This window comes from Klebsiella sp. RHBSTW-00215, assembly GCF_014103785.1.
Lineage (GTDB): Bacteria > Pseudomonadota > Gammaproteobacteria > Enterobacterales > Enterobacteriaceae > Klebsiella.
Genome location: NZ_JABXQS010000001.1, coordinates 5,564,146 through 5,586,325, shown reverse-complemented (window position 1 = coordinate 5,586,325; position 22,180 = coordinate 5,564,146). Strand labels below are relative to the sequence as shown.

Below are 22,180 nucleotides of genomic sequence, written 5' to 3'. Positions count from 1 at the left end.
ATGAATATCATTGGTGTTAACTATTACTTATTTTTATTCACATTCAGGCGTGTTGAGATTTATCAATAAAACATATTATTAACATTGTATTCTTCCGGCAATTGTGAGAGCTTCATTAACATAGAAGTGAAATATTTTTTATTCGCCAGGATGAGGTGTTTTTTTACAGGAATTTATTTTCCTCATCTAATTTTTTTTGGGCGGGAAGTTGTCATCATTAGTCATACGTAGATAAAAACGAGGTAAGGAATAAAATATCCGTAATACATTTTCGGAGTGAATGATGAATAATATTGCTCTAATCGTTAAGTTACGAGAACTACTGGTTATTTTTATGCATAAGCGCTCTTTGCCGGAGAAAGCAGACGATGCGTTGCGTTATTGTCAGGAAAACATCCCGCTAACTGAGGTTCCGATTGGCGCTTATGGTGAATATAATGAAATTTTCGAACAAATCACTTTTTTATCAGGTGATCAAAGCCGCACTGCGCCAGATGATTTACTGCGAAGCGGCGGCGATCTGATATTAAGTATTCTGATGTTATATGAGCAAATTGCTTCATATATTGCCGTCGAGGAATTTATGCAAAAGCAAAACCGTTTTAACGAATAGAAACGAGAAACGCCAGCGGCAGGTAGCGCGCTGGCGTTCGGCTTTTAACGATGGTAGAAAATCTCGCCATCGTAGATTTTGAGGATTTTCCCCTCAGTATCGGTAATCAGAACGTAGCTCCCACCCATATAGGTCCAGTGAGTACCGGCGTCCGGTGCGGGCAGATTGCGCTGCTGCCACTGCTTAATGTTGTATTCTGGCGTGAGGTACAGCGGCGGTACGGTATCGCCGATGTGGAATTGTTTGAAGTCTGCGGTAACACCATCCAGCTCATATTTCTGTATAGCGCCGCCAGCAGCCCACGCTCCGCTGGAACAGGCCAACAGTACGCCCAGAAGCATCATTTTTGTTTTACGCATAATTTCCTCATTATTATCCTGGACACAAAATCGCAGCCTCGTATCATTCCTGATACATCAAGGAAATGGCAAGTGTTGGTTTGGTTAAAAGTGTAAGCAAACAGTGATGCTATGACGTTTTTCGGCGGATCGCGTCGGTTTTGAGAATAATCCTGATTCGGGAGCTACTATGTTCAGGCTGGAAGATCTGGCATTGTTTGTCCGCGCCGCGGCATTAAGCAACTTTAGCGAGGCGGCGCGAGAGGCAGGGCAGCAGCCCGCGCAGGTGAGTGCGGCGATAAAACGCCTGGAAACGACGTTGAACATTCGTCTTTTTGCCCGTTCAACGCGTAGTTTGCGTCTGACCCCTGAAGGGGAGACCTGGTTGCCCTATGCCACGCAGATGCTGGATACGCTGCACGCCGGACTGCAAAAAATCCAGGCTCCCGATGACGAAGTTCGCGGTACGTTACAAATTGCCGTGCCGTCCGATCTGGGGCGTAACTTGCTCCTGCGCGTGTTTCGCGCTTTTCGTCTGCGCCATCCCGCGCTGAGTTTACGGATCCTGTTTTCCGATCATCGGACCGATGTGTTTAAAGACCCGGTGGACGTGGCATTTCGCTATGGCGATAACGACGACGCCTCGTTTATTTCCCTGCCGGTTGCGCCCGAGAACCGGCGCGTGCTGGTGGCCTCGCCCGGCTGGATAGCCGAGCACGGTGAACCGCAGACGCTGGATGATTTAGCGCGGCATAATGCGCTGACCTACGTGCTGCGCGGCAGGCCGTTCGATCGCTGGCCGCTTAGCGTTGGGGGAGACGTTCACCATGTGCAGGTTTCCGGCACGATTGTGAGTGATGACGCTGAAGTTATTCGCCGCCTGGCGGTTGCCGGGGAGGGGATTGCGTATAAATCCACGCTGGACGTGAGCGATGACATTCGCGAAGGGCGGCTACAGGTGCTGTTGCCGCAGTATCAGGGTGATGTCGTGCCGCTAAATATGATTTGCCCGCACCGCAAACAGCTTTCTCCTGCGGTGCGGCTACTGTATGAGGCGGTTAAAGCGGAGTGCGAGAAAGTATAGGCTCTAACGCTGGTGTCATTCCCGGCGGCGCTTCGCCTGGCCGGGCTACGGGTCCACCACCGTCTGCGGACCGGTAGCCCGGACAGGCGCGTCAAGCGCCGCCTCTGGGGCAATTATTGGCATGAACCTTAATGCTTCACCAGCGTAGCAAAGTAGTACACCAGAGGAATGGCGAGGATCCACAGGCCAATCGGGATTTCTCGCCACTTGCCAGCAATAGTCTTAATCACCACATAAAACAGCAGTCCACCGGCAATTCCGGTACCGAAGCTGTTGGCAATCAGCGTAATCATCACCATCATCAATACCGGCAATCCGTCGGTGAAATTGCCTAAATCTACTTTGCGCAGGCCGCTGAACATATTCAGGCCGATCAGAATTAGCGCTGGCGCGGTGGCTTCTTTCGGGATCATCAACGCCACCGGCGTAAACAGCAGCATCAGCAGGAACATTACCGCCGCCGACAGCGCAGTTAACCCGGTTTTGCCGCCAGCTTCCGCTGCCGCCGAAGATTCAATCAGCGCGGTCGCTGCCGGAATACCCAGCCACGGGCCGATAGCCGCCGCGATGGAATCGACCATAAACGGGCGATTGATATGCGGCATATTGCCTTCTTCATCCAGCAGGCCCGCTTCGCCGCCCACCGCCAGCGTGGTGCCCATCGTGGAAAAGAACTCTGAGGCGAAAAAGACGAACAGGAACGGCAGGAAAGCGATATTCAACGCCCCCAGCATATCGATTTGCCCCAGCACCGGCGTCAGCGAATGCGGCATATCGATAATGCTGCCCGGCAGTTTAGTGACGCCCATGGGGATACCGATCAGGGTAGCGACCAGGATGGCCCATAGAATAGAACCGGGGATCTTTCGTGCCTGTAGGGCAATCGCCAGAAACAGCCCGCAGAGCGCGACCAGTGCGCCCGGTGAAAGGAAATCCCCGAGCATCAGGGCATTGGTTTTGGCATTTGCCAGCACCAGCCCGGCGTTACGAAAGCCCAGTACCGCAACGAACAGGCCGATCGAGGCGGTTAGCCCGAGTTTAATAGATTGTGGCACCGAGCGGGTGACCACTTCGCGCAGGCCGAATTTTGTCAGCAGGAAAAACAGGATCCCTGACCAGCAGGCGATACCGAGGCCGACCTGCCAGCCAATACCCTCGCTGCCTGCAAGCGTCACGCCAACCAGCACCGAGCCACCGATGCCCGGCCCAACGATAAACGGCAGATTGGCGTAAAACGCCATCAGCAGGGTGCCGCCGACGAATACCAGAATCGTGCCGGTGGTCGCTGCGCCTTTATCCATCCCGCCCACCGCCAGCAGTCCGGGGATAACCACCAGCAGATAGGCGGCGGCAAGAAAGCCGGTGATCCCGGCCAGGCACTCGGTACGCAACGTGCTGCCGCGCGAATACAAGGCAAAACGGCGCTCCAGCCAGCTTCCTTGCGCGGATGAATGAAGGGTGTTGTCGGCCATGCTTAGGCTCCCTGATGTTTATTGTTGTGCTCTGTGTGTTTTATGTATTCCGGGATTTCCCGGCAGTCTATCAGCGGGTCGACAATCTGGCGGGTACTGCCGTCGGTCAAACCCAAATCGGTCAAATGCGGTCCGGCGTTACAGGCGAGGCAGGTGCCTTCAATAGCCTTAAACACGCGGTACGGTGGCTCCCAGTCGGCAACTTCTGCGCTCAGGTCTCGCAGCTGGCGGAACTGTTGCGCCAGCTCCGGGGCTGGTAAATCGGAAAGCATCCCGGCAATCGGCATTGCCACGTGAGCGAGGATTTTGCCCTGCTGCGCCAGCGCCATACCACCGCCTGATGCGACAAGCTGGTTTGCTGCCAGCGCCATGTCGTCGGCATCTCGACCCAGCACCACCAGATTGTGTGAGTCGTGCGAATAGCTGGTGGCGATCGCACCGCGCAGCTCACCCCAGCCTTCCAGCAGCGCAATTTGCGGCTTCGCTTCGTGGCGGCCGTGGCGATGCTTAACCCAAATCAGGCTAAACCCGTCCGGGATTTGCACTTTGCCGTCGCGGACTTGCACCTCCACTTCGCCCCACTGGGTAAAACGCGCACCGCGAATATGCCGCAGGCGGGCGACGCCGTGGCGGATATCTTCGACGCGGAGGATAAAATCGTCAGGATTTAGCGGTGTCAGCTGAAGCGTATTGCGCGGTGGCGTCACGCCAGCCGCCGCTGAAACAGGTTGGAGCAGAGTCCCTTTGCGGGCAATCAGCTTCCCGGCGACGTAGACTTCCTGCGCTTTGAGCTTTTCTAATGAATCGAAAACGACAAGATCGGCGCGACGTCCGGCGGCAATTAGCCCCAGATCGTTACGCTGTAGACGGATCGCCGCGTTTAAGGTGGCGAAGCGTAATACGTCGGTCGCCGCCAGACCATGCTCAATCAGCAGGTTGAGCAGGGCAATGATGCCGCCTTTTTCCAGCAGCATATCCGGCGGGACATCATCGGTGCAGACGGTGATCTGCGAGGAGAGATGCGGTAGCGTTTTCAGCGCCTTGACGATATCTGGCAGCAGGTAAGGGTGCGAGCCGCGAATTTCGACGGTCAGCCCGGCGCGCAGTTTTTCCAGTGCATCTTCCGCAGAAGTCAGCTCGTGATCGGATGTCACCCCGGCGGCGAGATAGGCCTGGAGGTCCGCGCCGCTTAAACCGCGCGCGTGGCCTTCAATCAACTTGCCGCTGTTCAGACCGGCCTGGACAATCTCCTGCATCCGCTCGCTGCCGTGCAACACGCCGTGCATGTCCATGACTTCGGCGACGCCGCGTACTTCCGGCCACGCCAGCATGGTTTCCATTTCCGCACCGGCAAAATCCGCGCCGGACATCTCCAGCCCCGGCGTGGACGGCACGCTGGAGGGCGCGGCGACCATTACCTGTAACGGCAGATCGCGGCTGGCGGCGACGGCATAGCGCACACCTTCAACGCCCAGCACGTTGGCCAGCTCGTGCGGATCCCAGAACACCGCCGTAGTGCCCTGAGTCAGGACGATTTCGGCATAACGCTCGGGCGGCAGGTGGGAGCTTTCGAGGTGAACGTGTGTATCCATCAGCCCTGGTGACAAAAAATAACCCGCCAGAGAGCGGCGTTCGTGGGCATCGGATCGGCTACCGCGCGGGTGCACGCTGGCGATCATTTCGCCAACGATGCCGACATCGGCCTCGCGGATCTCGCCGCTCGCCATGTCGACGATCTGTGCGTCGGTCAGTAATAGATCGAACGGGGATTCGCCGCGTGCGGCCTGGACGGCGCGGCGGCGGGTTTCAGCACTGCTGGACATAACAACTCCGGCACAAGGATAATGCAGATACTCTAGGGGCAGAGCAAACGTTTGCCCAGATGAATAAATTTATCGCCCGATAACCTCGGGTTATTCTGCGTAATGACCGTTGACGAAAAACACTATGACTGAACCCTGGCAGCGTCTGCCTGCACTTTCGCTTAAACAGCTCCAGTATTTTGTGACCCTGGCCCAGCTACGCCATTTCACCGATACCGCTAATCGGCTGGCTATCAGCCAACCGGCGCTAAGCAGCGCGCTGCGGCAAATTGAGGCCGTACTGGGCGGTAAGCTGGTTAACCGCACGGCGTCGTCAGTGACGTTGACCGAGTTGGGGTCTGCCATTTTGCCCCATGCCCGGCGGGTGTTGAGCGTGGCGCAACTGGCGTTTCAGGATATGCAGCAGATTGTCGAGGCCGGCGGCGATGGCACGGTGCGCATTGGCCTGGTGCCATCGGTGAGCTCGCTGCTGTTTCCGCTGCTGCCGCAGACGTTGGCTCAGGCTTTTCCGCGCCTGAGGGTGGAGTTTCACGATCAGACCAACGATGCCCTGTTTTGCGAGCTGCAGTCGGGGAAAATAGATTTTGCCATTGGCGCAATTGATCGTTCTTTGCCGCCGGAACTGCTGGTTTATCCTCTGCGCGAAGATCCGTTCGTTGCGGTGCTGCATTGTGACGATCCGCTGGCCGGGCAGCCGCATCTGCCGTGGAAGCTACTGGCCGGGCGCGATATCGCGGTGTTCTCAAAGGGCAATATTCAGCGTCTGGTCGGCGCGCTGGCAGAGAGTCATCGCCTGACGCTTAATACGCGCTATCAGGTTGATTATATTGAAACGCTCTATGGTCTGGTGCGTTCCCGGCTGGCAGTGGCGATTCTGCCTGCGCTTTATACCACCCATCTTCAGGATCCTGTGTTGAAGATTGCCCAGCTTCAGCAACCTGCCTTAACGCGGACCGTGGCGCTGATGCGCGGGCCACAGCCTTTGCCGCCGCTGATTGAAGCGTGTTTTGCTTTACTATTGAGTTCGCTGCGGGAAGTTAATCTATAGGATGCCATTATCGCGGTTCATTTCAGTGAAAGTGAAAGAGCTAACGAAATACTTTATCGTATCTATTAAAATCAAAGGGTTATCGCTCTTTAATAAAATCAATTTGTTGCAAAAATGTCGGTAGATTGTTTTTGAATGAAAAAATTTATTATAAAACAAAAAGATATATTTAGTACGTTCCCCACGGCAACGGGGATAATTAATCAACTAACAACCGCGCTATGCAATCGCCGAAAGTCTCTTATTAGCGTAATGTCGACCGGGCTGGAAGCCCATGCTGTGTGGGTAGGGTAGCCCGGACAAGGCGCGCCAGCGCCGCCTCCGGGGAGAACTTGCTAAGGGAGATGCTTAATCAGCACATCGACGGTGAGATGATTAATATACTCCAGAGAGTGGGAAGCGAGGACGCCCAGCAACCGGTTGTGATGTCCGGCGATAATCAAATCGATATTTCTCTGGCGCACACACTCTTCAACATCGGCAAAACGGCGAGCGGTCACCAGCGATAGCGTCTGCACGGGTAGAGATACCGTTGTTGCCAGCTCATTAAGCAGCGCTTTTGCCTGAATCACCTCCTGCGAAACGTCATCATCCAGCAGGCTATCGGAGACGTAATTCAGTGCCCGGTAGTCGGTACTGATATGGGCAATGGTAATGCGCATAGCGCTTTCTTCCGCCATTTTCGCAGCGTGCTGTAGCAGCGGAACGCCATCCTGGCTGCTGTTGATCAGCACCAGGACATGGTGATAAACGGGCATAACGAGACCTCAACACAAGACGGCACCTTGATATCATTCTGTGCCCGCCATGAGGGGAAAGCAAATCGGACAATAGGCAGATTAAGACCCCGCGACCGACTGCCGCGGGGTGACTTATTTACGGCGTCACAATATTGAACCAGAACTCAAACTTATCCATATAACCCAGCATTTCGTCCAGCTTCGCGCCGTCGCCGGTCACTTTCACTTCACCCTTATCCTGCGCCTGCTTGAGCGTTTCCTCTTTCAGAATGATTTTGTTCAGCGTAGCGCGATCCAGCGTAATGGTGGCATCGGCGTCTTTCGCCTCGGAATCGGCCGTGTGGTTTAACACGCCGTTTTCCAGCTCCAGCTTATATTTACCGCCATCGTTGCCGAGGTCGATATTGAACACCGATTTAGCCGTACCGGCTTTCTCGCCGTTGATATGTACCGCCAGATAGTCGAAGAACATCTCAGGCGTCATTGCCCGCACGGTATCCGGGCTGGCAGTGTTCGGCGTCGGGCCTTTCACCACGCCGTTACGCAGCTCCTGCGCGCCGGTCAGGTAGAAGTTACGCCATGGCCCTGATTCTGCCTGATAGCCCAGTTGTTCCAGAGCATCGGCTTCCAGATTACGCGCCTCAAGATTACCTGGGTCGGCGAAGACGATTTTGCTCACGACCTGAGCCACCCAGCGGTAGTTACCCTGGCCGTAATCCTCTTTTGCTTTCTTAAGGATGGCATCGGCACCGCCCATATAATCAACGAATTTCTTCGCCGCTTCTTCTGGCGGCAGTTCATCCAGGGTTGCCGGGTTGCCGTCGAACCAGCCGAGATACAGCACGTAGGTTGCCTTTACATCATGGCTGACGGAACCGTAGTAACCGCGGTTGGCCCAGGTGTTTGCCAGGCTGTCCGGCAGCTTGAATTTGGCGGCGATTTCATCGCGAGTCAGGCCTTCGTTAGCCATGCGCAGGGTCTGGTCGTTGATGTAACGATACAGGTCGCGTTGGCTTTTCAGCAGGTTAACAACGTTCTCATTGCCCCAGGTCGGCCAGTGGTGTTGCGCCATGATGATTTCGGCTTTGTCGCCCCAACGCACGATGGCGGCGTTGATATATTTCGACCATGGCAGCGGCTCGCGAATTTTCGCGCCACGCAGAGAGTAAGTGTTATGCAGGGTATGGGTGACATCTTCTGCGGATTCGATCAGCTTCTTCTCTTCGATATACCACAGCATTTCTGACGGTGCTTCCGATCCCGGAGCCAGCATAAAGTCATAGGTCAGGCCGTCGATAGTCTCTTTTTGGCCATCTTTCTCAATGATGTTGGTCGGGGCAATCAGGGTGACGGTACCGGCAGAGGTCGTCGTACCCAGCCCTGCACCAACCTGACCGGTGGCTTCCGGCTTCAGCAGGTTACCGTACATATAGCTGGCGCGGCGGCTCATCACGTTACCAGCCATGATGTTTTCCGCAACGGCTGCCTCCATAAAGCCAGCAGGTGCATAGACTTTGACTTTGCCGGATTTCACATCGGCTTCATCGACTACGCCGCGCACACCGCCGTAATGGTCAACGTGGCTGTGGGTGTAAATCACCGCAACCACCGGCTTATTGCCGCGATTTTTGTAATACAGATCCATACCGACTTTGGCGGTTTCCGCCGACACCAGCGGATCGACAACGGTAATGCCTTCTTTGCCTTCGATAATGGTCATATTGGAGAGATCGAGGTTGCGAATCTGGTACACGCCTTCGGTCACTTCAAACAGGCCGCTAATATTAATTAACTGAGACTGACGCCAGAGGCTGGGGTTGACGGTATCCGGTGCTTTTTCACCCTCTTTAATAAAGTCATACTGCTGCGGGTTCCAGATAACATTGCCCTGTTCGCCTTTAATTACCTCAGTGGGGAGAGCGGCGATAAAGCCTTTATGCGCGTTGGTAAAGTCGGTGTTATCGGAAAAGGGAAGCTGTTTGTACAGCGCGTCGTTCGCTTGTTTGGTTGCCGCTGTCGCTTCTTTAGGGGAGGTCTCCGCCCAGCTTGTCAGGGGGAGGGTAGAGAATATTCCAGCCAGGGCCAATCCTTTCATTATCGGGGTTAATTTCATTGAGATCCTCGAGGTATTTATGCTGATTTACTCACTAATTTCGATATGACGTTGGGTTACATCCTGTAATGACTCCTCAAACTATAATCGCGTATCTGAAAAAGTGTTTGTTTTGTTAATGAAATGTTTTTTATTGTTGGTTGGAGTCAGGAGAGGTCCTCAGGCCAGCTTGCGTTGTCCGGTGACTTCCCGTAACCTGCCCGCTGAGAACGTTTTATTTCTCAATGACTCGGGGTGCCCTTCTTTGTGAAGGCTGAGAAAAACCCGTACCACCTGATCTGGATAATGCCAGCGTAGCCATGGCAATTATTCTGATAAAAATCAAACAATTACTTCTATTTTTCGTCCTGTTTTGTTCAGCCGTAACACATTGAGGCTCATCAAATGGGACACAAAACCATTCGTCATACCACTAGACGTAACGGGATCTACTACGTTCGCTTTCGTCTGTCCGGCAAAAAATATTTCCGTAAGTCGCTGGAAACAGACAGCTACGCCCAAGCGCACTCGGTAATGTCTTTTGCCTCTCCTGTCATTCACTTAGTGCAATGCGGGGCTATCAAGCCCGATCAATTTTCCGCTCGCCTTTCTGCGATCACCAGTCGCTTGAAACAACAGGCTGACCACTGGTTAGCACAACAATTCCTCAATGATGAGCGGCGTGAAGTCCAAACTCAGCCGATAACAGCGCATGAATATCGAGATGCTGTCGCTCCTGCTGTAGTTGCGGACCAAAAAGAGCTAACCGAGCCAGAAAACGCTTTAACTCTGGCTGGTGCATGGAACATGTACCGAAGCGAGAAGGGGCGAAGCTGGACTAAAGCAATCGCCCAGGCCAATGAGCGTTTTATGGAAGTACTGCTCGTAGTTTTGGGTGCATCAACGGACGTAAAGGCAGTCACCAGGCAAGATATTAAGCAGGTGATGGAAGTTGTAGAAAACCTGCCTAAGCGTGTTGTTCAGCCGTATCGCTCAATGACTATTCAGCAACTGATCGAATGTGATGATGTTCCACCAGATGATTTGGTGGGGGCCGAGGCAATTCATAAACATCTCAAAATTTATAAATCGCTGTTCAAGACCTTTCTTACTGATAGCAAAGAGATTCTGGATAAATCTCCGACTGATGGCGTAGTGGCGGCACCATCGAAAGCACGGTTTGGTGCGTACAGCGCGACGGAGATGAGAAAATTTGTGGGTTGGGCGCTCAAGCAGCCTGACGGCTGGCAGAAATGGATTACGTTATTATTGGCTTACACTGGAGCCAGGAGAGGTGAGATAGCCAAGCTGGAAAAATCGCAAATCAAATATGATGAAGACAGCCAGCGTCATTACCTTCTGATTGCCGAAGGTGGACAGGGCAAAACTGAAAACGCTACACGCCAAGTAGCAATTCATCCTGACTTGATCGAGTGGGGCTTCATCGATTTTGTGAATCGTCAGTGGAAAGAGAAAATATTTTCTCCAGTGGCGGGTAAGAATATGCCGAAGATTGGCAAGGTTTTAGCTGATATCCGCGATCAGCTTGGTATCCCGTACCTTGATGATTATGGACAACGGCGGCTGGTGCATAGTTTCCGGCACACAATGATCTCGACCTGTTTAGCTGGCTGGGTTGGGAACTTGTCACACTTACAACAGGTGGTCGGTCATGAGAAAAGCGGGTCGGGAATTACGAGACGCTATCTGCATACGTTCCCGCTAAATTCAGTTTGCTACGTAATTGACGGATTGTGTTGGAAGTAATAACACATTAATTTTCATCATTTTTGTGATTAGGATCAAGAAGTCTTTAGGATTTATCTTGAAAAAGTAGGGGGCGGTATTCATATAGTTTTAATACTTACTTGGCAGAAGGAAAGGGGTGTCATGGCTAATTGTAAAGATGAACATCGTTACTGGGGTTTTTTTGAACAACTTCCTGATGATCAAGGGGGAATTGGAAGACACAAGTGTTGTGGTTGTGCTTATGAAAGAGGATATCAGGCGGGAACAAGAAGAGATGAAACCCTTCATATTAACTTAGATTCTCTTCCAGAGAGCCAAGCAGGAAATGTTCGGCATAAGAGTCCGCATGCTGCCTATGCTCAAGGTTATCTTGACGGTATCTCATCGTCATATTGGAATAAATAAGTTTTAATGTCATGTTTATCAAGGAGATAAGATGGCAATTCGAAGAATCGCTTATGCATATTATGATCCTGACTGGATAAAAGGCGAGCATACGCTTCTTGCTCTCAAAAGAAATACTGTGGAACCCTTGGATTACTCATTGCACATGAAAGGAAATATTTTCTGTCCTTCTTGCTATGAACATATAACCCGAGTACCTGCTGATCCCGATAAGGGAATGACTACGAACGAGGTTCCTGCCTATTACAAACATCTTAAAGATGACAATGCACCTTTCTGTAGCCTGAGATGTGGCCCCATTCAGTACAAAAAATACTCCTCTCAGGAAGATGCAAAAAAAGCAGTTGAAGATGAGGAGCTCATTGTCATAAGCGGTTTTCTTGAGTCTCGTCCAAACAATAATCCCAGGATAGGCTCTGAGGGTGATGAAGCACCTGTGGATTCGCACTTCGAGAGGAAAAATGGCAAAGAGGTTTCATTACCCATTTCCCGCCATCATGGCGAATCTTTCAAGGTTCCCAGTCAAGTAACAAGTGTTCAATCTCTATGCGTTAATTTCGATCACAATTATTACCGTGAGATTTATCTTGTTGGTGAAGATGGTAGAGCTAAGGAAGGTGCGAATAAGCGGGGAAATTCTTCTCGGCTGACTCAGTCATTTCATTTCTTCATGTTTGAGCCGATTTTTTCTCCCGTAAATGCCTTGAATCAGCCTATTTAGACCGTTTCTTCGCCATTTAAGGCGTTATCCCCAGTTTTTAGTGAGATCTCTCCCACTGACGTATCATTTGGTCCGCCCGAAACAGGTTGGCCAGCGTGAATAACATCGCCAGTTGGTTATCGTTTTTCAGCAACCCCTTGTATCTGGCTTTCACGAAGCCGAACTGTCGCTTGATGATGCGAAATGGGTGCTCCACCTTGGCCCGGATGCTGGCTTTCATGTATTCGATGTTGATGGCCGTTTTGTTCTTGCGTGGATGCTGTTTCAAGGTTCTTACCTTGCCGGGGCGCTCGGCGATCAGCCAGTCCACATCCACCTCGGCCAGCTCCTCGCGCTGTGGCGCCCCTTGGTAGCCGGCATCGGCTGAGACAAATTGCTCCTCTCCATGCAGCAGATTACCCAGCTGATTGAGGTCATGCTCGTTGGCCGCGGTGGTGACTAGGCTGTGGGTCAGGCCACTCTTGGCATCGACACCAATGTGGGCCTTCATGCCAAAGTGCCACTGATTGCCTTTCTTGGTCTGATGCATCTCCGGATCGCGTTGCTGCTCTTTGTTCTTGGTCGAGCTGGGTGCCTCAATGATGGTGGCATCGACCAAGGTGCCTTGAGTCATCATGACGCCTGCTTCGGCCAGCCAGCGATTGATGGTCTTGAACAATTGGCGGGCCAGTTGATGCTGCTCCAGCAGGTGGCGGAAATTCATGATGGTGGTGCGGTCAGGCAAGGCGCTATCCAGGGATAACCGGGCAAACCGACGCATGGAGGCGATTTCGTACAGAGCATCTTCCATCGCGCCATCGCTCAGGTTGTACCAATGCTGCATGCAGTGAATGCGTAGCATGGTTTCCAGCGGATAAGGTCGCCGGCCATTACCAGCCTTGGGGTAAAACGGCTCGATGACTTCCACCATGTTTTGCCATGGCAGAATCTGCTCCATACGGGACAAGAAAATCTCTTTTCTGGTCTGACGGCGCTTACTGCTGAATTCACTGTCGGCGAAGGTAAGTTGATGACTCATGATGAACCCTGTTCCATGGCTCCAGATGACAAACATGATCTCATATCAGGGACTTGTTCGCACCTTCCCTAAGCGTTATAGGTTGTGTGACTCTCTTAAAGAAATAAACGATATAACAGGTGATCTCCCTGAGCCAGCATTCTACTTTGGTAAGTTTTGGAAGATTGAAAGGTTTTCAGGTCATAGCAATGTCTGGTTAAAGATCAGCCCAGGAACATCATTTAAAGATTTCAGGATACGAATTACTAACGATACTGCTGATGGGAGAGGATTTTTCAATGAAAATAACCTCGGTCGGATAGTCGTTTTTTATAGCCAAGTCGATGGGGTTGGGATGGGATATATGACACCTCAGCTTGGATGGGGGGAAGTGGCTTTATTACCTGCTAAATATGATGAATTTCTAATCAAAGATTACATGTTATTGCATCACGGTGAGCAATAGCTTTAGGCTGAATGTGATGAAATTGAACAAAATTAAAAACCCTGTATCAACAGGGTTTTATTCATTAGATGACTGTTAAGTCGGCTCGTTCTAACAATATACTGATGCAATCAAGCGCCGCATCAGTCATGTATCACGCACTGTATCCCTGTTAAAGCCCGCCTTTGCATCAAGTAATCGTACCTGACTTACTCGGCATCCTCAGTATCGAACGTCTTGCTGTAGGGACAATGTTTTGACTTGGTGACGTATGTAAACGTGTAGCTCGAGCTGCTGTAGATACACAATGTTTGTCCGCTCTCCGTCGTTGACTGCTCTGGTGCATTCATGGTGATCCGTCCTGCGACGGCGCTGAATGACACCAACAAACCGCAAAAAATCAAACAAAGCGCCTTCATTTCAATCTGCTCCTCTCGGGCAACTTTTTTCTGCTCACAATTTATACGTGAAGTTTATCATCTCAATCGATCGAAAATACTGATCTTTAAGATCGAATTAATTGATCAAAGTGGTTAAGATGAATCTTGGTTTTCATTGTGTAAATTTGTTCAAGGAGCTGATTTTGAGAAAAATACTTCTGGTTGTACTGGGATTGCTGGTGAGTAATGCTTATGCAGATGACGGTTCGTCTGAGATGAAGGCAGAAGCGAAGGTGTTGATTCAGGGGGCAGGGTATCAGTGCAATAAGGTCAACGGCGTATATCCCGCTCAATTCAGCCGTTCATTTAACGTCTTCTGCGATGATGTATATGAGTACACAATCAAGGATCGCGGCGGTCGCTGGACTGTTGAAGTCAACGATTGAGGGCCGGATATGGCAATGAAAAAGTGCCGTGAATGTGGGCATAGTGTTTCAAGCAGCGCGAAGGTGTGCCCATCCTGTGGAGTAAAAAAGCCCTATATTTCACCCCTCAAAGGCGTCTTTTTGCTGGCAGTAATTGGATGGACTGGGTGGATGGCGTTTACTGATGACAAATCGTCAGGCAGCAATCAGCTATCCACGGAAAGCGGTTCGGCCTCAATAGGAGAAATTCGTCTTAAAACTGCTGCTCCCGTAAATCAGGCTCCGGCTTCAACGGCACCATTTACTACTTCTCAGGTTTGCAAGGCTGCAATCAGCGGAATGTTCGGGTATGAAGTGAATACAATCAAAGCTGCAAAAGCGAATCAGGCGGGCGTGTTTAAAATCTCTTATCGTCGTCCGTCTGATGGTAGTCAGTACTCGTTCGACTGCAAACTATCCGGCAACAATGTGATATGGACTGAGTCGGGGCAGACTTCCAACCGTTGGAACGGATCGGGGAGTGTTGCATTCAATGTCGAGTTCACCATCAAGGATAACGTGTTAGTGATAACTGAGGCATACGGTAATTCTGATGACATTTCGTATAGATTCACGATGAATCAATTCCGCTAAAATTCCACTCGGGGTAGACGCTACTTTCTACCCCAAACCTTCGCCCCCCGGAAGCGATTCACCAATACCCCACCACTATATAAATCGGCTCGTGGAAATATCCTGCCGGTGATTGTGCTGCTGTCGCATGGTCTGAGGTGTTAGGCGGATGTTCTTCCCCGTCAAGATTTACCGCCGATCTTTTCAAAATATCTTTATCCCGTTGCTGGCCTTATTGCCCCTGGCGGTATCAACAATCGGTCGTTTTGTGACACCGCAAAATACCCTGTAAAACTGGTATCAATAAAATAGCATATTGACATAATGATACCAGTCATGGATTATGATACCGTTTTTGATACCAGACGAGGGGATATTATGAGCCGCACCTTTGCATACTGCCGCGTTTCGACCAGTGAACAGACGACCGAAAACCAAATTGTAGCCATCCGTCAGGCCGGTTATGACGTTCCAGACAATCGTGTCGTATCCGAAACCGTATCCGGTGGTGTGCAGGCGATGCAACGCAAAGCCTTTGCAGATATGGTGACCCACAAACTGGAAGACGGCGATCGGCTGGTAGTGCTCAAGCTGGACAGGCTGGGGCGTGACAACATCGATGTGCAGCAAACTATAGCGATGCTGGTGGATAAGGGGGTTGACGTTGTCTCGCTTGATCTGCCCGTGCGTAATCTTGCCAGTGCGGAAGGAAAGCTGATGCTGCAAATGTTTTCAGCTTTTGCGGAGTTCGAAAAGTCCCGCATCATTGAGCGCACCAAAGAAGGTCTGGCAAGGGCAAAGGCTGAGGGTAAAAAGTTAGGCCGTCCGGCGGCAACGGATACCTTTAAGCGAGTACAGGAAGCCAAAGCAAAGGGACTGAGCCAGTCCAAAGCGGCGCTAGAAGTGGGTTTGAGCCTGCCTACAATTAAGCGTAACTGGAACATCAAAGAAGAGTAAATCTGGATAAACCAGACTTGAACTGACTGTCTTCGCGGATAAAGCAAAACCAGTTCTGATGGGCGGCTTTGAGCGAGGAGCAGGCCTTCATCTGGTATACAAAGACAATACCGCTTAAGTCATCAGTGCTGCCACTTCAACCACTAGCCCTGCTCTTTTTGGACTTTTGAGCTAAAAATTAAATCTGACAGTGTGATAAGGGGCAAGTTTCTGAAAATACGCCAGTTGTTTTACACTCAAAAGCCCCCATTACTATCTGGCTTTAATGGTGCAGCAGTTATCTTTCAGATTATTAAGGGGAAACAAGAGTATGGCAAGATGTACAGCTCCTGTACGTGGACATAGCTCAGCAGCAGCTGCTGCTGCCTGTCCCGCATGTCGTAATCGCAGTGGTTATCGCCGCAGTAGCTACAGTTATGATAGTTACCCTTCTTACTCATCATCAGGCTCTAGCGGTGGCGGAAGTTATGGAGGCAGTAGCGGTGGTTCCAGCAGCAGCGCGAAGCCACGTTGGTCAAAATCAGGGTCTTCCGTTTCTTACACAACAGCCCAAGTACAATCACTCACGCCAATTCGACAAGCGGTAGAGAAACTTGCCATTGAGCAACCTGATCTGCGTGATGTCTTTCTTTGCCATGCTTGGGATGACCGACAAGGTATTGCCAAAGAGTTACACGATTTGCTCGAAGCGGCAGGTGTCAAAGTATGGTTCAGCGAAAAGGACCTTGCCCTTGGCGTTCCGATGATGCGTGCCATTGATAAAGGATTAGCAAACTCTCGAATCGGCTTGGTTTTAGTGACACCTGCATTGTTAAACCGTCTTCCTAAAGAAGGCGTTGCTGATAAAGAACTTTCCGCTTTACTGGCAGGCAACCAACTCGTTCCCATCGTGCATAACACGACGTATGAAGCTCTCCGTAATGTCAGTCCCTTGCTTGCATCCCGAAGCGGCCTCGACACGGGAGAAGATACATTGGCAGTTGTTGCAACAAAAATTGCAGAGCTGATCACTGTTTAGTTTATCCAAGCCCCCGTTAAATATTTCCAGCTCATGAATCTGGTCTGCTATTGCAGGCCAGATATCAGTCAATACTGAAAGGTTTGACCTGCTCCCCGTTGATTAACATAGACTGATATAGCAAATTCCGCTTTTGGCACAAAGTTGCCTGTCAGCTTAGGTTAAGCTCAATGCAGTAATACTACCAGATTGAGTTTGAGCTAATAGACATAAGCCACTACCGTAACTCCCTTCGTTGTTCCTACAGCCTCGCCCGTTTGCGAGGATTAATTTTTTAAATTACATATAGTTATTCATAATTTAATCTGAGAAAAGCGGCGTCGTGTGGATCGCTGCGGGCATTGGTGCGCCTGCTGGCTACGAATCTGCCGTGAGAATATGGCTCTCAATAATTTTCTTATGCGTATGGCTGGCTTGATGGGGTGAACATTGTTTAACGATTAGAAATCTTAATGACGTACCAGAATTGCATATGCATCCTTCCACCAGTGAGCGCCGCGCTAGTCCATATCCGTTTTTTTCTTGTTCTGTGGCTTTCTCTCCCAATGAGGCATTGGTGGTTTTAGTTAGATCTTTATTTTTTCCGATTGCTGGCGATTTCAGTCAGCAGCTTACGTATTACGGACGAATGCTGGCAGAGATATATTTCCACGTGTGGCGGTGAGCCAGTCGGCAGTTATTCAGTCACCGTGATGTCATAAAATTTCATCGTTTAACTTCCGGTTGGACGGGTAGCGGTTTGTAGAGATCCGGGTTGGCCTCTTTGATTTGGCGTGCGGCGGCTATAGCTCGCTCCAGTGCATCTGGGTCGATGTAAGCGGGGCATTGCGGCCCCTTCTTGCTGACGGTCATACAGCCGCCCTGGTTAGTAGCATATCTCTCATGCGTTGGCGCATAGCATCACGCTCTGCTGCTGCGGCTTCCTCTGCACGGCGCTGTGCCTCGTTGGCGGCGTCCTGAATCAGTTTATCAACCTCGCGTTCCAGCGCTGCGGCGAGTTCGTTGTGGTAAGCGTCCTCGACTTGTCGTTTCAGGTCGGCAATCTCCTTCTCCACCAGCTCCATCGGTTTGCGTAGTGTGATACTCATGTTTCCTGTACCAGCAACGTAGACCGACTGAGGGATGCCGATATCGTACCGCCATCCTTCCAATATCCATTCCTGTAGCTGCTGTAATGCTAGTGGTGCCGGGGCGCTAAATTTCTGCGTGGTGCTGGTGGCTGTGTGCCTATGGACGGCGGTATCGATACGCGCTGCCAGCACGGCGGCATCCGGTTTGAACCTGTCGGCGGCTTCTCTCAGAAACGCCTGTAAATCGCTGTCTGCGGCTCTCTGAGCGGTCTTCTTTGTCATTAGGTAATCCTCTGTAATCGTTGAATAAAGGGCGTAAAAGCCCGCTGGCGCTCTCTGGTGAGCGTCATTTGATGTGACCGTAATATGCGGTCATCTCATCGGTGTTTGTGTGTACGGCTTATGCGTACTCGATATGGAACCTCTGTCCACATGCGGGACAGTGCTGTGATTTATCCGGTGTGAATCGAAACCACCGGGTGACATTGCCCCTACTAAAAGTCACCCCCGCCAGTCGGTGTTCTTCCAAAGCTGAAAGTGCCCGATACGTCGTGGACAACGGCAAATCGACGCAGCGGCTAACCGTTTCGGCAGTAACCGGAACATCTGTGATATTCAGAAAGTGAAGGACTTCAATCCGGGCCCATGTTGCACGAAGGTCGGTGTTATTCAGGGTTGTCGTCAGAGTGATGCGTTCAACGGCTGTGGGTGAAGAAAAGGGGACTGTCGTCTGTTTATGACACAAAGTTTCCTCTTTGTAATGCATTGATGTTTATGGTATTTTATCATAAATTCGCAAGAATTGGAATCGTTCTCACTCTGTTTGAAGCAAAGAGTTTCTTGACAATCATGGGCATTTGAGGATGATGGTTCAGGTAGATTGCAGAATGTCGTTTTTCAATTCTTCGGAGGCTTTTGCTTCCTGAATAAGGTAGCGTGCTTCTTTGTGAAGTGATTTTCTGACCAACAGTGACAGAATAAAACGCCACAATATAAAGAGACCGCGCTTTTGTTCATTTTCATTCCTTAGCCAGGAAAGAAAACTCACAACACTCACCCATTCGGGCTACGGTCTCTGAAATCCTGTTTCGACATAATTAAAACAATTAATTACCAACACCAGTATTGTCGAAACAACTACACATTAAAAGAAAACGACGAGATGACTGGTGTCATCTGTGGGTTGTTTAGTTTATTTACTATCGTCACTACGTGACATGACGGCTACGCCTCTTTAGAAAACCTCAAGGTAATGGTTTGTATCAGACGTAAACTGACTCGTCTGTCCATACCATAACCTTCGTTTACCACTCTGCTACATACCACAACTTCAACAGGTCTCATGACCTGTCTTAGTTTGGCATGTCCCAGTCGTGGACTCAGGTAACCCGATGGTTGCACTGGGCTGCATTTACACTGTGTGTGGAATTTGTTGGTGATGTTTACATCCCAGCATGTGCCAGCATGTGTTTGGAACTGTAGTCCGTATAACAATGTGGTTGATTGTAGGCGGCGTTGACAGCGCCTCTACCAATCGCATTTCAACCATTATATCTGCCAGAGTGTTACACCATCTGGTGCAAGGCCAGATTTATCAAATTACTGGAAATACAGTAACCCAAAACGAAATGCCATCCACCAAGGAAGGCCACATATCCTGATCGCTACCAGCGATAGCGGAGGATTTCATATACCAATTTAAAAGGAGAACACAAATGGCGAGAACGAAAGGTGCAGTGGCAAAGGGTGTGGATAACAAAGCCGTGCGAGCATTTTTGTTAATGCATAGATCGTTAGCTGAGTTACCTCAGATTGTGGATGATTGCATATGGGGGGCGATGGGGCAGGAAAAGGAATCGCAGGGTTATAGTAGAGAACGAATAGTCGCGATCTTAAATCAGCTTGATTACATTGATACTCCCACGGTGTTTCAGCAGATGTGGGGCTACAATATCTCGCAAGGTGATGAGTCAGTCCCTTCCAAACGAAACACGGAGCGTATGACAAAAGTGCTGAGGTGTGCATCAAACGCTATATATCATCACGCCATATTGTCACGACGGAGCGAGCCAACACATTCAGAAATTTTCAACTTGACTGTCGATGAACGTGAAAAAGTACGCACTTGGGTTAAGTCAGGCGAATGGTGTAAGGTCAAAGAGTTGCTCACATCTTGCGGGAAGATAAAGGTTCACCATCAACCTCCGATATTAGAATATACAGAGGATAATCTTGTGAGATTAACAACTTTGATGCCTATAACAATGAGGCCACCAATACGCCTTCCTTGCCCATTCAATATCAATAAATGCATCAAAGACGATCAGCCAGCAACTATGTTCACCGTAAGAGGTAGCAAAAACTTGCAGCCACTCATTGAGGAGGTTGGTTTGCACTATGCTCGGTTACGAAGTGCAGCTTGATCGCTTGCCTGCGAATGCAAATTACAGCCGGGAATAACCCGGCTTTTTTGCATCTTTTCCACCTCGTTTCATTAATAACTTGGGACACAAGCTGGGATACATTGCGGGATTTGTACAGATTTTAAATCTTGTTTGTTGGACTTTCCGCTGGCATTATCCTGATCAGGGATTAACGGGACGTTAATCGCAAGTAGTTGATTTTGATTTTATTTGACTCGGGGTGCCCTTCTTTGTGAAGGCTGAGAAATACCCGTACCACCTGATCTGGATAATGCCAGCGTAGGGAAGTCAGAGACCGCAGGGTCGTCGCTTCTTCATCGCCTGGCGGGAGCAAACGATGTCTGACCTGCTAAACCCCGCGCATATTGCCCATCTGCGGCATCTTTTTCGCCGCCATTCCCCCCTTGTTCACTGCATGACTAACGACGTGGTGCAGACCTTTACCGCCAACGTGCTGCTGTCGATTGGTGCATCACCAGCGATGGTTATCGACCCCGATGAAGCCAGTCAGTTTGCTGCGATTGCCGATGCGCTGCTGATTAACGTTGGCACGCTGACCGTTGAGCGCGCGACGGCGATGCGGGCGGCGGCGCATAGCGCAAAGCAGGCGGGCAAACCGTGGGTGCTGGACCCGGTGGCGGTCGGCGCGTTGACTCTGCGCACTGAATTTTGTCGGGAGCTTCTGGCGCTACAGCCTGCCGCTATTCGCGGTAATGCCTCGGAAATTATGGCTCTCGCCGGGATGAGCGGCGGCGGACGCGGCGTTGATACTACTGATACCGCTGCTGCCGCGCTGCCTGCGGCTCAGGCGTTAGCTCGCCAGTTGAATACCGTGGTCGCAGTAACCGGAGAGGTCGATTACGTCACCGATGGTCAGCGTACGCGCATGGTGACCGGCGGCGATCTGCTAATGACTCGGGTGGTGGGTACCGGCTGCGCGCTGTCGGCGGTGGTTGCCGCCAGCACGGCGATGCCCGGCGACCGTCTGGAAAACGTCGCCGCCGCCTGCAGCTTGATGAAACTGGCGGGTGGAAAAGCGGCGCAGCAGGGCGGCCCTGGCAGCTTTACTCCGGCGTTTCTCGATGCGCTGTACACGGAGGGCGGCCTGTGAAACGAATTAATGCTTTAACCATCGCCGGAACCGACCCGAGCGGCGGTGCGGGGATCCAGGCGGATCTCAAAACCTTCTCAGCGCTGGGCGCTTACGGCTGCTCGGTCATCACTGCGCTGGTGGCGCAAAACACCCGAGGCGTGCAGTCGGTGTACCGTATTGAACCTGATTTTGTCGCCGCGCAACTGGATTCGGTGTTCAGCGATGTGCGAATCGATACCACTAAAATTGGCATGCTGGCGGAAACGGATATCGTCGAAGCGGTGGCGGAGCGACTGGCGCGGTACCAGATTAAAAACGTGGTGCTGGATACCGTGATGCTGGCGAAAAGCGGCGATCCGTTGCTTTCGCTCAGCGCAGTGCAAACGCTGCGTCAGCGCCTGCTGCCGCAGGTGTCGCTAATCACCCCGAACCTGCCGGAAGCGGCGGCGCTGGCGGCGCTGCGTCCTCGTTACGATGATTGGGGGCAAACGGTAGCGGAGGCTAAAGGCTGGCTCTCTGCGGCGCTGGCGCAGGCGGACTCGCTGGAGGTCGGGCACGGGATAGGTCCGGTGCATCACTTCCACGCCTGGTGGTAAACGGCACGACAACGTGCCAGCAGACTGTGCTGAAAAAATACGCTCCCGGCTGGAAAATATGCTGAGTCGGTACCAGGCT

Annotated in this window: 22 protein-coding genes and 2 riboswitches; of the genes, 14 read left to right on the top strand and 8 right to left on the bottom strand. The window is 51.1% G+C overall.

Going from position 1 to position 22,180, the window contains the following annotated elements; all coding sequences use genetic code 11:
• Positions 1-283 precede the first annotated feature (283 nt).
• On the top strand, positions 284-613 hold the full coding sequence (locus tag HV127_RS26635; protein ID WP_182240857.1) for a hypothetical protein: 330 nt from the start codon (positions 284-286) through the stop codon (positions 611-613).
• Positions 614-657: 44 nt separating this feature from the next.
• Here the strand turns inward: HV127_RS26635 and HV127_RS26630 are convergent, their stop codons facing one another.
• Positions 658-972 (bottom strand): RcnB family protein, encoded by a 315-nt coding sequence (locus HV127_RS26630; RefSeq protein WP_110277442.1) that lies wholly within the window; start codon positions 970-972, stop codon positions 658-660.
• A gap of 169 nt (positions 973-1,141) precedes the next feature.
• Here HV127_RS26630 and HV127_RS26625 point away from each other — a divergent pair, with 169 nt between their 5' ends.
• Positions 1,142-2,035 carry a LysR family transcriptional regulator gene (locus HV127_RS26625; protein ID WP_182239900.1) on the top strand — a complete coding sequence of 298 codons (894 nt, stop codon included), beginning with the start codon at positions 1,142-1,144 and terminating at the stop codon, positions 2,033-2,035.
• 128 nt (positions 2,036-2,163) lie between these two features.
• Here HV127_RS26625 and HV127_RS26620 read toward each other — a convergent pair whose 3' ends face one another.
• Both HV127_RS26620 and HV127_RS26615 read right to left on the bottom strand, forming a co-directional pair.
• Positions 2,164-3,507, bottom strand: coding sequence for an NCS2 family permease (locus HV127_RS26620; RefSeq protein WP_182239898.1), 1,344 nt, complete (start codon positions 3,505-3,507; stop codon positions 2,164-2,166).
• Between the two features lie 2 nt (positions 3,508-3,509).
• Complete coding sequence (locus HV127_RS26615) at positions 3,510-5,330, bottom strand: adenine deaminase C-terminal domain-containing protein (RefSeq protein WP_182239896.1); 1,821 nt, start codon at positions 5,328-5,330, stop codon at positions 3,510-3,512.
• 124 nt (positions 5,331-5,454) lie between these two features.
• Here HV127_RS26615 and HV127_RS26610 point away from each other — a divergent pair, with 124 nt between their 5' ends.
• Positions 5,455-6,378, top strand: coding sequence for a LysR family transcriptional regulator (locus HV127_RS26610; protein WP_182207348.1), 924 nt, complete (start codon positions 5,455-5,457; stop codon positions 6,376-6,378).
• 335 nt (positions 6,379-6,713) lie between these two features.
• On the opposite strand, the gene HV127_RS26605 is transcribed toward HV127_RS26610, so the two are convergent.
• Both HV127_RS26605 and HV127_RS26600 read right to left on the bottom strand, forming a co-directional pair.
• Positions 6,714-7,136: a universal stress protein gene (locus HV127_RS26605; protein ID WP_182239894.1), complete on the bottom strand. Its 423-nt coding sequence runs from the start codon at positions 7,134-7,136 to the stop codon at positions 6,714-6,716.
• Between the two features lie 118 nt (positions 7,137-7,254).
• Positions 7,255-9,231: an alkyl sulfatase dimerization domain-containing protein gene (locus tag HV127_RS26600; RefSeq protein WP_182239892.1), complete on the bottom strand. Its 1,977-nt coding sequence runs from the start codon at positions 9,229-9,231 to the stop codon at positions 7,255-7,257.
• 220 nt (positions 9,232-9,451) lie between these two features.
• Positions 9,452-9,548, top strand: a riboswitch (TPP riboswitch).
• Between the two features lie 67 nt (positions 9,549-9,615).
• Here HV127_RS26600 and HV127_RS26595 point away from each other — a divergent pair.
• The 3 genes from HV127_RS26595 to HV127_RS26585 all read left to right on the top strand — a co-directional run bounded on the left by HV127_RS26595 (position 9,616) and on the right by HV127_RS26585 (position 12,085).
• The gene (locus HV127_RS26595; protein WP_064173516.1) at positions 9,616-10,977 is read left to right on the top strand and encodes a hypothetical protein; all 1,362 of its coding nucleotides are present in this window, start codon (positions 9,616-9,618) and stop codon (positions 10,975-10,977) included.
• A gap of 123 nt (positions 10,978-11,100) precedes the next feature.
• A complete protein-coding gene (locus HV127_RS26590; protein ID WP_071598686.1) occupies positions 11,101-11,364 on the top strand; it encodes a hypothetical protein in 264 nt (87 codons plus the stop codon).
• Positions 11,365-11,395: 31 nt separating this feature from the next.
• Positions 11,396-12,085 (top strand): hypothetical protein, encoded by a 690-nt coding sequence (locus HV127_RS26585; protein ID WP_228727507.1) that lies wholly within the window; start codon positions 11,396-11,398, stop codon positions 12,083-12,085.
• A gap of 37 nt (positions 12,086-12,122) precedes the next feature.
• Here HV127_RS26585 and HV127_RS26580 read toward each other — a convergent pair whose 3' ends face one another.
• Positions 12,123-13,103 (bottom strand): IS5-like element IS5 family transposase, encoded by a 981-nt coding sequence (locus HV127_RS26580; protein WP_042934497.1) that lies wholly within the window; start codon positions 13,101-13,103, stop codon positions 12,123-12,125.
• On the opposite strand from HV127_RS26580, the gene HV127_RS26575 reads away from it, so the two are divergent.
• Complete coding sequence (locus HV127_RS26575) at positions 13,102-13,548, top strand: hypothetical protein (protein WP_228727506.1); 447 nt, start codon at positions 13,102-13,104, stop codon at positions 13,546-13,548. The two genes, HV127_RS26580 and HV127_RS26575, sit on opposite strands and share 2 nt — an antisense overlap.
• A gap of 188 nt (positions 13,549-13,736) precedes the next feature.
• Here the strand turns inward: HV127_RS26575 and HV127_RS31855 are convergent, their stop codons facing one another.
• The gene (locus tag HV127_RS31855; protein ID WP_064173512.1) at positions 13,737-13,946 is read right to left on the bottom strand and encodes a hypothetical protein; all 210 of its coding nucleotides are present in this window, start codon (positions 13,944-13,946) and stop codon (positions 13,737-13,739) included.
• A 164-nt stretch (positions 13,947-14,110) separates the two neighbouring features.
• Between HV127_RS31855 and HV127_RS26570 the strand changes: the two genes are divergently transcribed.
• From HV127_RS26570 to HV127_RS26555, 4 genes are all read left to right on the top strand, one after another.
• Positions 14,111-14,353 (top strand): hypothetical protein, encoded by a 243-nt coding sequence (locus tag HV127_RS26570; RefSeq protein ID WP_064173509.1) that lies wholly within the window; start codon positions 14,111-14,113, stop codon positions 14,351-14,353.
• A 9-nt stretch (positions 14,354-14,362) separates the two neighbouring features.
• Positions 14,363-14,965, top strand: coding sequence for a zinc ribbon domain-containing protein (locus tag HV127_RS26565; RefSeq protein ID WP_228727505.1), 603 nt, complete (start codon positions 14,363-14,365; stop codon positions 14,963-14,965).
• Between the two features lie 357 nt (positions 14,966-15,322).
• A complete protein-coding gene (locus HV127_RS26560) occupies positions 15,323-15,901 on the top strand; it encodes a recombinase family protein (protein ID WP_064173410.1) in 579 nt (192 codons plus the stop codon).
• Positions 15,902-16,211: 310 nt separating this feature from the next.
• Positions 16,212-16,919, top strand: coding sequence for a toll/interleukin-1 receptor domain-containing protein (locus HV127_RS26555; RefSeq protein ID WP_064173405.1), 708 nt, complete (start codon positions 16,212-16,214; stop codon positions 16,917-16,919).
• Positions 16,920-17,767: 848 nt separating this feature from the next.
• Here HV127_RS26555 and HV127_RS26550 read toward each other — a convergent pair.
• Complete coding sequence (locus tag HV127_RS26550) at positions 17,768-18,271, bottom strand: hypothetical protein (protein ID WP_014839027.1); 504 nt, start codon at positions 18,269-18,271, stop codon at positions 17,768-17,770.
• Positions 18,272-19,704: 1,433 nt separating this feature from the next.
• On the opposite strand from HV127_RS26550, the gene HV127_RS26545 reads away from it, so the two are divergent.
• From HV127_RS26545 to thiD, 3 genes are all read left to right on the top strand, one after another.
• Positions 19,705-20,412 carry a hypothetical protein gene (locus tag HV127_RS26545; protein ID WP_064173404.1) on the top strand — a complete coding sequence of 236 codons (708 nt, stop codon included), beginning with the start codon at positions 19,705-19,707 and terminating at the stop codon, positions 20,410-20,412.
• Between the two features lie 206 nt (positions 20,413-20,618).
• Positions 20,619-20,715: riboswitch (TPP riboswitch) on the top strand.
• Positions 20,716-20,749: 34 nt separating this feature from the next.
• Positions 20,750-21,523: a hydroxyethylthiazole kinase gene (thiM, locus tag HV127_RS26540; protein WP_182239890.1), complete on the top strand. Its 774-nt coding sequence runs from the start codon at positions 20,750-20,752 to the stop codon at positions 21,521-21,523.
• The gene (thiD, locus tag HV127_RS26535; RefSeq protein ID WP_182239888.1) at positions 21,520-22,101 is read left to right on the top strand and encodes a bifunctional hydroxymethylpyrimidine kinase/phosphomethylpyrimidine kinase; all 582 of its coding nucleotides are present in this window, start codon (positions 21,520-21,522) and stop codon (positions 22,099-22,101) included. Before thiM ends, thiD begins: the two co-directional genes overlap by 4 nt.
• Positions 22,102-22,180: the final 79 nt, after the last annotated feature.